Origin of the sequence: Lacibacter sp. H375 (genome assembly GCF_037892425.1) — a bacterium.
Taxonomy (GTDB): Bacteria; Bacteroidota; Bacteroidia; order Chitinophagales; family Chitinophagaceae; genus Lacibacter.
Genome location: NZ_JBBKTT010000001.1, coordinates 1,019,162 through 1,031,900, shown reverse-complemented (window position 1 = coordinate 1,031,900; position 12,739 = coordinate 1,019,162). Strand labels below are relative to the sequence as shown.

Annotated in this window: 11 protein-coding genes; 10 read left to right on the top strand and 1 reads right to left on the bottom strand. The window is 40.1% G+C overall.

Annotated features, from left to right (window positions below):
- Nucleotides 1-101: 101 nt before the first annotated feature.
- Nucleotides 102-1,316, bottom strand: a complete 1,215-nt coding sequence (locus WG954_RS04575) for an MFS transporter (protein WP_340434069.1) — start codon at nucleotides 1,314-1,316, stop codon at nucleotides 102-104.
- Between the two features lie 259 nt (nucleotides 1,317-1,575).
- On the opposite strand from WG954_RS04575, the gene WG954_RS04570 reads away from it, so the two are divergent.
- The 10 genes from WG954_RS04570 (at nucleotide 1,576) to WG954_RS04525 (ending at nucleotide 12,673) form a co-directional block, all read left to right on the top strand.
- The gene (locus WG954_RS04570; RefSeq protein WP_340434068.1) at nucleotides 1,576-3,324 is read left to right on the top strand and encodes a GMC family oxidoreductase; all 1,749 of its coding nucleotides are present in this window, start codon (nucleotides 1,576-1,578) and stop codon (nucleotides 3,322-3,324) included.
- 12 nt (nucleotides 3,325-3,336) lie between these two features.
- The gene (locus WG954_RS04565; protein WP_340434067.1) at nucleotides 3,337-4,020 is read left to right on the top strand and encodes a gluconate 2-dehydrogenase subunit 3 family protein; all 684 of its coding nucleotides are present in this window, start codon (nucleotides 3,337-3,339) and stop codon (nucleotides 4,018-4,020) included.
- A 28-nt stretch (nucleotides 4,021-4,048) separates the two neighbouring features.
- The gene (locus tag WG954_RS04560) at nucleotides 4,049-5,467 is read left to right on the top strand and encodes a Gfo/Idh/MocA family protein (protein WP_340434066.1); all 1,419 of its coding nucleotides are present in this window, start codon (nucleotides 4,049-4,051) and stop codon (nucleotides 5,465-5,467) included.
- Nucleotides 5,468-5,674: 207 nt separating this feature from the next.
- On the top strand, nucleotides 5,675-6,832 hold the full coding sequence (locus WG954_RS04555; RefSeq protein WP_340434065.1) for a Gfo/Idh/MocA family protein: 1,158 nt from the start codon (nucleotides 5,675-5,677) through the stop codon (nucleotides 6,830-6,832).
- Nucleotides 6,833-6,853: 21 nt separating this feature from the next.
- Nucleotides 6,854-7,909, top strand: coding sequence for a sugar phosphate isomerase/epimerase family protein (locus tag WG954_RS04550; RefSeq protein WP_340434064.1), 1,056 nt, complete (start codon nucleotides 6,854-6,856; stop codon nucleotides 7,907-7,909).
- Nucleotides 7,910-8,023: 114 nt separating this feature from the next.
- Nucleotides 8,024-8,434: a c-type cytochrome gene (locus tag WG954_RS04545; protein ID WP_324230735.1), complete on the top strand. Its 411-nt coding sequence runs from the start codon at nucleotides 8,024-8,026 to the stop codon at nucleotides 8,432-8,434.
- A gap of 2 nt (nucleotides 8,435-8,436) precedes the next feature.
- Nucleotides 8,437-9,210: a 3-keto-disaccharide hydrolase gene (locus tag WG954_RS04540; RefSeq protein ID WP_340434061.1), complete on the top strand. Its 774-nt coding sequence runs from the start codon at nucleotides 8,437-8,439 to the stop codon at nucleotides 9,208-9,210.
- Between the two features lie 111 nt (nucleotides 9,211-9,321).
- Complete coding sequence (locus WG954_RS04535; RefSeq protein ID WP_340434059.1) at nucleotides 9,322-9,666, top strand: hypothetical protein; 345 nt, start codon at nucleotides 9,322-9,324, stop codon at nucleotides 9,664-9,666.
- Nucleotides 9,667-10,260: 594 nt separating this feature from the next.
- Nucleotides 10,261-10,842: an outer membrane beta-barrel protein gene (locus tag WG954_RS04530; RefSeq protein WP_340434058.1), complete on the top strand. Its 582-nt coding sequence runs from the start codon at nucleotides 10,261-10,263 to the stop codon at nucleotides 10,840-10,842.
- A 190-nt stretch (nucleotides 10,843-11,032) separates the two neighbouring features.
- Nucleotides 11,033-12,673: an ABC-F family ATP-binding cassette domain-containing protein gene (locus WG954_RS04525; RefSeq protein WP_340434056.1), complete on the top strand. Its 1,641-nt coding sequence runs from the start codon at nucleotides 11,033-11,035 to the stop codon at nucleotides 12,671-12,673.
- The last annotated feature ends 66 nt before the right edge of the window (nucleotides 12,674-12,739 follow it).

Sequence of the window (12,739 nt, the reverse complement as noted above, 5' to 3'; positions counted from 1 at the left end):
TATTAGTGATTAATACGTTATTTGAATAATAAGTTTATCCAGTTGTTAAACTTTGTATGCTTTGGCCATGTATGTAAATCTATAAGCCTGCAATGCAACAATCAGGATTTAACTGGTTTACTTTTTCTTATGAAATAAATAATTGTAAATATTGCAAAAAGTATAGCGGGCATAATGGCAACTTTTAAAAGAGTATCACTCCCGGCCACAGCTTCCGCTTTTGCAACATCAGTTCCCGAGCTAACAGCCGCCGCTTTTGCTTTATCAAACCATTTGCCCATAACAGGTAATATCAGGGAAACAGAAAACATTCCTGCTCCGCCCATTAATGATAGACCCAACGCTCCTGTTTTTGGAAGATACTCCGATACAAAGCCAAGCATTGTTGGCCAGAAAAAGCAAATACCAACTGCAAACACTGCAGCTGCACCAACTGCTGCGGCGCCACTTGAAATACTCAAAAGATATAATCCAATGGCTGCAAATAAAGAAGAGAATATCAGCATACCATTCGGATTCAGTTTATGTACGATAGGCCCGGCGAATGACCTGCCGACAGCCATTATACCATTGATAAATACCAAAATTAATATCCCCGAAACGCCTGCTCCGCTTAATAAAGCACCAATCCACGTACCTGTACCTAATTCTGTGGCAGCTGTCATAAACATGCAAACAATCATGATAAGATATAGCGGATTAAGACAGCTTTTAAACATTTCACCTGTGCTGACTCCTTTTTCAACTCGTTCGGTTTTTGGAAAATCAAGTTTCCAGAACATAACGCCATAAATAATTGCAGGTAATACTAGCAAGGCAACCATGATTCTCCAATCCAGATGCAGTTGTTCTAAAAACAGATACGAAATCAATCCTCCAATTACAATTCCACCAGGGAACCAAACGTGAAATTTATTCAGCATCGTTGTTTTATTATCCGGATAAAGAGAAACAACAAGAGGATTACATGCAGCTTCCACCATTCCATTTCCTACACCAATACAAACTGTACCGATAAATAACATGGTGGCATCATTTGCAACCAGGTAAATAACAATTCCCGTGACATGGCCTATAAAAGCCAGGCCAACTAATCTTTTCATGCCTATTATATCACAAAGAGGGCCACCAAAAATCATAGCTAAAGTGAAGCCCCAGAATGCCGGACTGAATATCCAGCCAATTTGTTCTTTGGTGAGATGAAATTCTTTTTCCCATGTACCCTCAAGGGCTGCACGATAGGCAAACGTGATGGCTGTTACAATCAGTGCAATACGACTGGCAAGAAATAGTTGATTACGGTTAATGGAATTCATTCTACAATCGTTTAAAGTTTAGGCTGGTTAAAGAAAAAAATAAATTTAGGCTATTTCCTAATTGAGAAACCTGAAATTTTTAAATCCGGTGCGGCAATCGTTTAAAATGTTAATGAATATTAAACTCATTGTTCTAATCATAAATACTATTTTATCTTCCCGTATCATTTTCAGCAATGATTGTATCATAAGTAAGTAAATTGAATTTGTTGTTTTCATTTAGTCATTACCTTTAGAACCTTCAAACCAATTGCATGTCATGGGAGATTTCCAGATAAAAGTTCAGCCCAAAAGTTACGATGTAGTAATCGTTGGCTCTGGCGCTGGTGGCGGTATGGCTGCCTACGAATTAAGTAAAGCGGGATTGAAAGTGTGTTTGCTTGAAGCTGGCACCATGTATGATCCGCAAAAGAACGTTACACAATTAAAGAATCCATGGGAAAGTAAACGCAGAGGTGCAAGCACAAAGTACAGACCCTTTGGCGATTTTGATGCATGCTACGGCGGATGGGAACTTGATGGTGAACCATATACAAAAGAGGCTGGAACAAAATGGGATTGGTGGCGTGCACGTATGTTGGGCGGACGTACCAATCACTGGGGACGTATCTCTTTACGCTTTGGTCCAAAAGATTTCAAACGCAGAAGTATTGATGGATTAGGTGATGATTGGCCAATTGGTTATGATGATGTGAAACCTTATTACGACAAAGTTGACAAGCTCATCGGCATCTTTGGAACTAACGAAGGTTTGGAAAATGATCCTGACGGATTTTTTCTTCCACCACCTAAACCACGTTTGCACGAACTGTTTATTAAGAATGCAGCAACCCAGGCTGGTGTTAAAGTGATTCCTTCCCGTTTATCGATCCTCACAAAAAAAATAGAAAGCACAACTGAAAGAGGCGTTTGTTTTTATTGTTCGCAATGCGGACGTAACTGCAGTATGGCGAAAGCTGATTTTTCATCAACCAATGTATTGATCTATCCTGCACTTAAAACAGGCAATGTTGATGTTATTGCAAATGCCATGGCACGTGAAGTACTTACGAACAAGGAAGGAATGGCAACAGGTGTTAGTTATGTAAGCAAAGATGATCTCAACGAATACCAGGTAAATGGTAAGGTGGTGATCCTTGCTGCAAGTGCTTGTGAAACTTCAAGAATATTACTCAATTCAAAATCACCACGTCATCCAAACGGATTAGCCAACAGCAGTGATGTGGTTGGTAAATATTTGCATGATAGTACAGGTGCTGCATTAGGTGGAGTATTGCCGAAGCTCTTCGGTCGAAAAAAATACAATGAAGATGGCGTGGGTGGAATGCATGTGTATTCGCCCTGGTGGTTAGATAATAAGAAACTGGATTTCCCCCGTGGTTATCATATTGAATATTGGGGTGGCATGGGTCAACCGGCTTATGGCTTTGGAATGAATATTCAAATGTTAAATGGCAAGTATGCAGTTGCAGGTAAACAAAAAGAAGCCGGTGGTTATGGCGCTTCATTAAAAGAAGACCAGCGTTATTTCTATGGTGCCAATGTAGGTATGGCCGGGCGTGGTGAAGCAATTCCTTTAGAAAGTAATTATTGTAAAATAGATCCCGATGTGGTAGATCAGTATGGTATTCCAGTGTTGAAGTTCAATGTAAAGTGGAGTGAACATGAAATAAAACAGGCAAAGCACATGAAGGAAACCTTTAAAGAGGTGATGCATAACATGGGTGCTGTTATCACTTGGGGTGGCGACGATGGACCCGAAAATGATTACGGATTGGAAACACCCGGAAAAATTATTCATGAAGCAGGAACTGCACGCATGGGTAACGATCCAAAGAAAAGTGCATTGAATAAATACAACCAGGCACACGATTGTAAAAACCTGTTTGTAGTTGACGGTGCTGCATTTGTATCGCAAGCTGATAAGAATATTACGTGGACGATTTTGGCACTGAGCATGCGGGCAAGTGAATATATTGTTGACCAGCTCAAAAAAAATAATCTCTAATCGAAATACAACATGAAAAGAAGAGATTCCATTAAAGCTATTTTAGTTGGTACGGTTGCATCATCTGTATTGGTTGATGCGTGTAAAACCGCTGATGAAAAAGCAAACGCATCTACATCTGCAGATTCATCTTCTACAACTCCTGCCAGTACGATCGATCGAACAAAAGTTGAAGCAGAGATCGAAGCAAAGCTGATGGCAGAAACATTTTTTACAGCACATGAAATGGCAACCATCACCATACTTGCCGATATTATTATCCCGAAAGATGAAGTGAGCGGAAGTGCAAGTGAAGCAGGTGTGCCCGATTTTATTGAGTTTATTGTAAAAGATATGCCGCAAAACAAAACACCTATGCGTGGTGGTTTGCGTTGGCTCGATCTGGAAAGCAGCAAACGGTTTCAAAAAGCATTCAAAGATTGCACTACTCAACAACAGATCGCTATTGTTGATGATATAGCTTATCCTGAAAAAGCAAAACCAGAAATGAAACAAGGTGTTGCATTTTTCAATCTGATGCGCAACTTAACTTCTACAGGTTTTTATACATCAGAAATCGGCGTAAAAGATCTTGGTTACATGGGTAACAGGCCTAATCAATGGAATGGTGTGCCTGATGATGTGTTAAAACAATACGGCTTGGCTTACACTGAAAAGGAATTGAAAGAATGTGTTTCGTTCGATACTAAAGCATAATATTTTATTTGATCAATAAACAACTTACATGAGCAACAAAAAAACAAGACGGGATTTTCTACGCACAGGATCTATTGCTGCAGCAGGGTTCTTTATTGTGCCACGACATGTATTGGGCGGACCCGGTTATATTGCACCAAGTGATCGGTTGAATATTGCAGGTATTGGTGCCGGTGGTAAAGGAGCAAGTGATTTGGCTGAATTCGCAAAAAGTCCGAAAGTAAATATTGTTGCTTTTTGCGATGTTGATGAAGCACAGGCTGCAGGCTCGGTTAAGCGTTTCCCTAAAGCGAAATTCTATTACGATTTCCGTGAAATGCTGGAGAAAGAAAAAAATAATATTGACGCAGTATCAGTATCAACACCCGACCATACACATGCTATTGCAACATTAGCTGCTATGGAAATGGGCAAACACGTATATGTACAAAAGCCGTTAACGCATGATATTTATGAAGCACGTATGCTCACTGAAGCTGCAAAAAAATATAAAGTGGTTACACAAATGGGAAACCAGGGTGGTAGCGGCGATGGCGTTCGTTTAATGAAAGAATGGTATGATGCCGGTCTTATTGGTAAAGTAACCAGTGTTAATGCATGGACCAATCGTCCAGTATGGCCGCAAGGTTTAGCAAAGCCAACAGGAACACATGCTGTTCCCGCAAATTTCAAATGGGATCTATGGATCGGTCCATCAAAATTTGAAGATTATAACCCGGCCTATCATCCATTTAATTGGAGAGGTTGGTGGTCGTTCGGTACAGGCGCATTGGGCGATATGGCTTGTCATATCATGGATCCTATTTATCGCATCTTACCAATTCTTTATCCAAACGAAGTAGAATGTAGTTTGCCCAATCAGTTTACTGCAGCATGGACAGAAGCAGGTTATATTGATAGCTGTCCGCCGGCTTCAATAATACATCTTAACTATCCAAGAACTGATGGTAAAGGACAAATAAAAGTTACCTGGATGGATGGTGGACTGTTACCAAAACGTCCGGAAGAATTATTGCCGGATGAAGCAATGGGCAATTGGGACGGAGGAGTGATCTTTGAAGGAACAAAAGGAAAGATGATGAGTGGTTGCTATGGTGAAAAGCCAACTCTGCTACCAACAAAACGCATGAAAGAAGACCGTTTGCCAAAGCAAACGTTGAAGCGTGTCCCCGAAGGTCACTATGTACAATGGGTGAATGCATGTATGGCTGGTTATGGTAATGGAGAAACAAGTTCACCGTTTGAATATGCAGGACCTTTTACTGAAAGTATATTAATGGGTAATTTGGCAATACGATCATGGATGATCAAAAACCCGAAATTGACGGGATGGGGAGATAAATATCTTGGTCGTAAAAAGTTATTGTGGGATGCTGCCAATATGAAGATCACCAACTTTGATGAAGCCAACCAGTTTGTGAAGAGGGAGTATAGAACGGGATGGTGATTAATGATGAGTCATGAGTGTGTTCATCCACTCCATGGAGGGGCGGTAGAGTCTTAAATGTTTATGATAATTGAAAGGGGTGGGTCCTTCGGCTTCGCTCACGGTCAATAGAAATACAAAACGTACAAGCGAGCGTGGCAACAACAGCCACACAAAGAACCAAACGACGATAACATAATATTTTTTTCATTTAGAACGATTGATACTATGAACAGAAAATTAAGAATGGCAATGATCGGTGGTGGTAAAGATGCCTTCATTGGTGCAGTACACCGCCTTGCTATGAATATGGACGGACAGGCCGAACTTGTTGCCGGCGCATTAAGTGTGAACCCTGAAGTTGCAGTTGAATCAGGAAAACTATTATTTCTTGACGAAGACCGCATTTATACCGATTACAAAGTATTACTCGAAAAAGAAGCAGCAATGCCTGCTGATAAACGCATTGACTTTGTAAGCATTGTTACGCCCAACTTTGTGCATTTTGATCCTGCAATGATGGCATTGGAAAAAGGATTTAATGTAGTGGTTGAAAAGCCGATCACATTTACATTGGAAGAAGCCATGAAACTGAAAGCAAAAGTTGAAGATACAGGATTGAGCTTATTGCTTTGTCATACCTATACGGGTTACCCGATGGTGAAACAGGCAAAACAATTGTTGAAAAGCGGAGCATTGGGTAAGATCAGAAAAGTGTATGTTGAATATCCGCAAGGTTGGTTAAGCACATTACTCGAGGCTGCAGGAAATGCTCAAGCCAGTTGGCGAACCGATCCCAAGAAAAGTGGTAAAGCAGGTGCAATGGGCGATATTGGCACGCATGCATTTAATCTTGCAGAATATGTTACCGGGTTAGCAGTAACGCATCTTTGTTCCAATACAAATATTGTTGTTGAAGGAAGAATGCTGGATGATGACGGTGCTGCATTTTTAAAATTCAATAATGGTGCAACAGGTGTGTTGATGGCTACACAAATTGCAGCTGGTGAAGAAAACAATGTAAAGATCCGAGTATATGGTGAAAAAGGCGGCATTGAATGGAAGCAGGAAGATGCAAATACCTTATTGGTGAAGTGGCTCGATAAACCAGCAGAGATTTACAGAACGGGCGGTGGTTATAACAGCTCTTTCGCTGCACATAACACCAGAGTACCTGCTGGTCATCCGGAAGGTTATTTAGAAGCTTTTGGAAATCTTTACCGCAACTTTGTATTAACCGTTCGTGCAAAAATGAATGGCGAACAACCAAAAGAAGAGTGGCTCGATTTTCCAAGTGTGAAAGAAGGAGTGCGGGGGATGGCGTTTGTAAATAATGTGATCGAGAGCGGACAGAGTGATGTAAAGTGGAAGGAGTTTGTAGTTTAATTCATAATTGATACTTAAGAAATGAAAACGATAAAAGGACCAGCCATATTCTTAGCTCAGTTCATGGGCGACAAAGCTCCATTCAACAGTCTGGAAACGATTTGTGAATGGGCAGCATCACTCGGCTTTAAAGCAGTACAGATACCAACATGGGAAAAAAGATTGATCGATCTGAAACTTGCGGCAGAAAGTAAAACATATGCTGATGAGTTAAAAGGAAAGATCAACAGTTATGGGTTAGAGATTTCTGAACTCAGTACACATTTACAAGGTCAGCTTGTTGCAGTGCACCCGGCTTACGATACAATGTTCGATGCATTTGCAGCAGATGAAGTAAAGAACAATCCCAAAGCAAGACAAGCATGGGCAGTGCAACAATTAATGTATGGCGCAAAAGCATCGCAGAACCTGGGTATCACAGCACATGCAACATTCAGTGGCTCCTTGTTATGGCATACATTTCATCCGTGGCCGCAACGTCCCGATGGGTTGGTAGAAGAAGGTTTTAAAGAATTGGCCAAACGTTGGTTGCCGATTCTGAATTATTTTGACGAATGTGGTGTAGATGTTTGTTATGAAATTCATCCCGGTGAAGATCTGTTTGATGGCATTACTTATGAAATGTTTTTAGAGAAAGTAAATAATCATCCACGTGCCTGTTTGTTGTATGATCCATCGCATTTTGTATTACAGCAACTCGATTATATTGAATACATCGATCTGTATCACGAACGCATCAAAGCATTTCATGTAAAAGATTCAGAATTCAATCCAACCGGCCGGCAGGGAACATTTGGTGGGTATCAAAGTTGGTTAAACAGAGCAGGCCGTTATCGTTCACCTGGTGATGGTCAGGTTGATTTTAAAACTATCTTCAGTAAACTTACTCAATACGGTTACGATGGATGGGCGGTGATGGAATGGGAATGTTGCATTAAACATCCTGAAGATGGTGCAAGAGAAGGTTCGGAGTTTATCAAAAACCATATTATTCGTGTAACTGACAAAACATTCGATGATTTTGCCGGCAGTGGAAGCGATGTTGCAACTAACCGACGTATTTTAGGTCTCGATTAATCACATTTTCAACTTAAAACAATAGATCATGAAATGCCCGTAAGCTTATCATCACAATTGAAAATGATTATGAGCAAATTCTGTGACAATTAAAAACAATTAAAAAACATACACATGAAAAAGATTTTATTTACTTCGGCTGTGATGCTTGCTTTAATTGCCTGTGGTGGTGCAGGTACAGAAAATAAAGAGCAAACAAAAGAAGAACCAAAACAGGAAGCGGAAGCAACTCCTCCATCACCAAGTGATAATCCCGATTACGAAAAGGGTCTTGCACTTGTTGCCAAGCCTGAGAACCTTTGCTTAACCTGTCATAAGATCGATGAAAAAGTAATTGGTCCTGCTTATCGTGATGTTGCAAATAAATATGAACCAACAGAAGCAAATATTAAAATGCTGGCTGAAAAAGTAGTGAAAGGTGGTAGTGGAGTTTGGGGTGACGTAGCTATGCCGCCAAATGCTGTTGTAACTATTGCTGATGCAGAACAAATGGTAAAGTATATTCTCTTACTTAAAAACAAGTAAACATGATTCGTTCAATGTTAATGATTGCAGCCGTGGGTTTATTTGCTTCCTGTAATAATGAAGGCGAAAACTCAACTACAAATGATACTTCAACAGCAGAACTACCTGCTGCAACTCCGCCATTATTAACTGATGAGGAAGTAAAAGATGGTTGGGTATCGTTATTTGACGGACAAAGTACCAAGGGTTGGCATAAGTATGGTGGCACATCTGCAGGCAATGCATGGAAAGTTGTGGATGGTACATTGCATCTTGATACATCAGTAAAAAAAGATGGAAAAATAGTTGATGGCGGTGATATTCTAACAGATGAAGAATATGAAAATTTTCATTTAAAAATTGAATGGAAGATATCTCCAAACGGAAACAGCGGTATCATCTTCCTTTCTAATGAAGATACAGCAAAGTATAAGCATCCATATGAATCAGGTCCTGAAATGCAGGTGCTGGATAACAATGGTCATCCCGATGCAAAAATCAACAAACATCGTGCAGGTGATTTGTATGATCTCATTTCAGCTACACCGGAAACAGTAAAGCCTGTTGGCGAATGGAACCTTGCCGAGATCATTATTAAAGACGGTAAACTTGAACATCGTTTGAATGGTGTTACAGTTGTAACCACTACAATGTGGGATGATAACTGGACAAAGATGATCGCTGCCAGCAAGTTTAAACAATGGCCCGGCTTTGGAACATTTAAGAAAGGAAAAATTGTATTGCAGGATCATGATAATGCAGTATGGTTCAGGAATATTAAGATCAGGAAATTGTAACGTTTTACTTAAACGTTAATAGACTGCAAAAGCTGCTGTACTAAAAGTGCAGCAGCTTTTGCTTTAACGACAGTTTTTGAAATGAGTGAGTAGCTTGCTTTAAAAATTCACATGAAGCATCTTGTTATTACAACCTTGTTATCTTTTGTGACAGTATTTGTTATGGGGCAGCATACAACCACAGTTGAACAGTATTGCACAATGAAGATCTATTATTCCATTCTTGCTGAGGGAGCAACCATTACAATTGACGAAGGCAAAGATGATGAACTAATGCACAGGCTCGGTAAGCGACTGCGTGACAGCAGTAACAATCTCCTACGTTTTAAATCACCGGTTGATGCATTGAACTATATGGGTAAGCAAGGTTGGAAATTGGTACACACTGTAAGTAACAGTACTGACAATAGTGATTACTTATACCTTTTTAAAAGAGAAGTGACGAAAGAAGGGTGATTTGAGGTGTTAATCTAAATCATACAAATGTAGGGTCACCTTTATCCGTTTTTTTATTGTATCCTACTGTAATAAGTGCTTGCACCGTCGGCATAACAATACGGAGTACTTAATTGCAGCTTGCCGGATTCTATTTTCACAAAAAGTGGAGTTGAATTTAAACTCTCATTTGTTGACACCGATATATCTGAACCCGGCTTGCCACATTCATCACTTTTGTTTAAAAAGAAATTGCCTTTAAAAGTACTGAACCATATTTTTAAAATTCTCAAGCCTGTTATTTGTACCGCAGGATGAAAAAATTGCGGAGATCAGAAGTAATGAATAAACTATTTCTAAAAATGTGAGTATTTGGTTTTAATGCAGATATCTCATTTCATAGTAGCGTTGCATTAGTCAAATCTGGTCTCAAAACCCAGACTCTGAGTCTATTCTGTTTTCATGTGTAATTTATCATTTGTTATTAGTAAAAACACGATTTCAAAGTAACAAGCGTGTTGATTTTTATAATAAGTGCGGCTATATGTTACAGTTAGAAATTTTATTTTTTTCTTTATCTGCAATCTCTTTTTTTTGTGTTCCAAAAAAATTCACATGAAAAAGAAAACCCTGATTGTACTTCTTACAGTACTTACCCTGTCTCTCAACTCTTTTGCACAATCAACAGCTTACACTCCATGGCAAGTAGATTTCATGGGTGGTTACGCCGCTGCGAGCGGTAAAGGAACAAAAGGCGGTATCGCATTGTATCTTGAACCTAAGTACCACATCAACGACAACTTCAGTGCAGGTCTTCGTCTTGGTGGTGCATTAACTCTCAAGTATACATTGGATGCTTCAGGAGAAGAAATTGGTGAAGCATCAGTTGCTGCCGTGGCTTCTTACTTAGCAACAGGTGATTACTATTTTCAAAAAGAAGCCGGTGCAAAATTCCGTCCATTTGCAGGTATTGGTTTAGGTTTTGCAAGTGCTGCTGGTGCTACTGCAACAGCAACTGAAGAAACCGCAGAAACTCAAACAAAAAATGGTTTTTCTGGAATGGTAAGAGCTGGTTTTGATGTAAGTCATTTCCGTTTTAACCTGGAGTATGATGTAAATCCTAAAACAGGCCGTATTTCAAACAACTACATTGGTGTAAACCTCGGTTTCTACATAGGTGGTGGTTCAAGAAACTAAAGAAAATGATTTTATGTAAAAGCCGGTGGTAAATCCATCGGCTTTTTTGTTTATAACACACGATCTTTCAAACCCTTTACCTGCCTGTTTTTCCATACCTTTGCAGCTTCAAAAATCTTACTGGTTACAGGAAATGTTCAGAAACAAACATCTGTGAACATCCTTCAATCAGTATGCAACAATCACAACTATGATCAGTGCAAGAAATATAACCCTCTCTTACGGAAAGCGGGTATTGTTCGACGAAGTAAATATCAACTTCAGTAAGGGCAATTGTTACGGTGTAATTGGTGCCAACGGTGCCGGAAAGAGTACTTTTTTAAAGATCCTGAGTGGCGAAATTGAACCCAACAAGGGAACTGTGGAAATTACCCCGGGCGAACGCATGGCGGTATTGAAACAGAACCATTTTGAGTTCGATGAACAAACGGTATTGAACACCGTACTAATGGGGCACAAGAAAATGTGGGAGGTGATGCAGGAAAAAGATGCGATTTACCTGAAACCCGATTTCAGCGAAGAGGATGGTATGCGTGCCGGGGAACTTGAAGGGGAATTCGGTGAAATGGGTGGTTACACGGCTGAAAGCGATGCGGCAGCATTTCTTAGTGGGCTTGGTATTAAAGAAGAATATCTCCAGAGTTTGATGAAAGAGATTCCCTCTAACCTGAAAGTGAGGGTATTATTAGCGCAGGCCTTGTTTGGCAACCCGGACATCCTGTTGCTGGATGAGCCTACCAACGGATTGGATATTGAAACCATCGGCTGGTTAGAAAATTTCCTCGCCGATTATGAAAATATTGTATTGGTAGTGAGCCATGATCGTCACTTTCTTGATGCTGTTTGTACGCATGTGGCCGATGTGGACCGTTCAAAGATCAAGGTTTTCACCGGTAACTATAGCTTCTGGTACGAAAGCAGTCAGTTGATGGCGAGACAGATTGGCGATAAGAATAAGAAAACAGAAGAGAAACGCCAGGCCCTTCTCGACTTTATTGCACGATTCAGTGCGAACGCTTCGAAGAGTAAGCAGGCGACTTCCCGTAAGAAAGCCCTCGAAAAACTTACTATCGAAGAAATTGAACCATCAAACAGGAAATACCCGGGTATCATCTTTCAACCATTGCGTGAAGTTGGTAACCAGATACTCAACATCGAGAATTTGAAAAAGTCAATCGATGGCCGTGTGCTTTTCGATAAAGTAACGTTTACCGTTAATAAAGGTGATAAAATCGCTGTTGTTAGTAAAGATCCGTTGGCGGTAACTCATTTCTTCGATATTATTAACGCAGAAGAAATCGCTGATCACGGATCATACGAATGGGGCTCAACCATTACAAAAGCGTATTTGCCGGTTGAGCATAACAGCTTCTTTACCGAAGGCTTGAATTTGATAGAGTGGTTGCGTCAATATGTACCAAGTCATGTAACTGATGCAGATGAACCTTTCCTGCGTGGATTCTTAGGTAAGATGTTGTTTAGTGGTGATGATATTATGAAGAAGACCAATGTTCTGAGTGGTGGTGAAAAAGTTCGTTGCATGGTTAGCAAAATGATGATGCAGAATCCAAACGTGATCGTTTTAGATCAGCCAACAAACCATCTCGACCTGGAAAGTATCCAAAGCTTCAACGAACAATGTATTGAATATAAAGGTGTGGTGCTGTTAACATCACATGATCATACATTCATGCATACAACAGCTAATCGTATTATTGAATTAACGCCGGGTGGAATCATCGACAGGCTTACAACGTTTGACGAATATCTTGAAGATGCAAGAGTAAAACAATTGCAGCAGGAGTTATATGGTGAAGCAGTAACTGCATAATTGCATTAGTAATAAAATCAGAAAAGCCCCACATATTTAATGTGGGGCTTTTTCTTTAGATCTTGG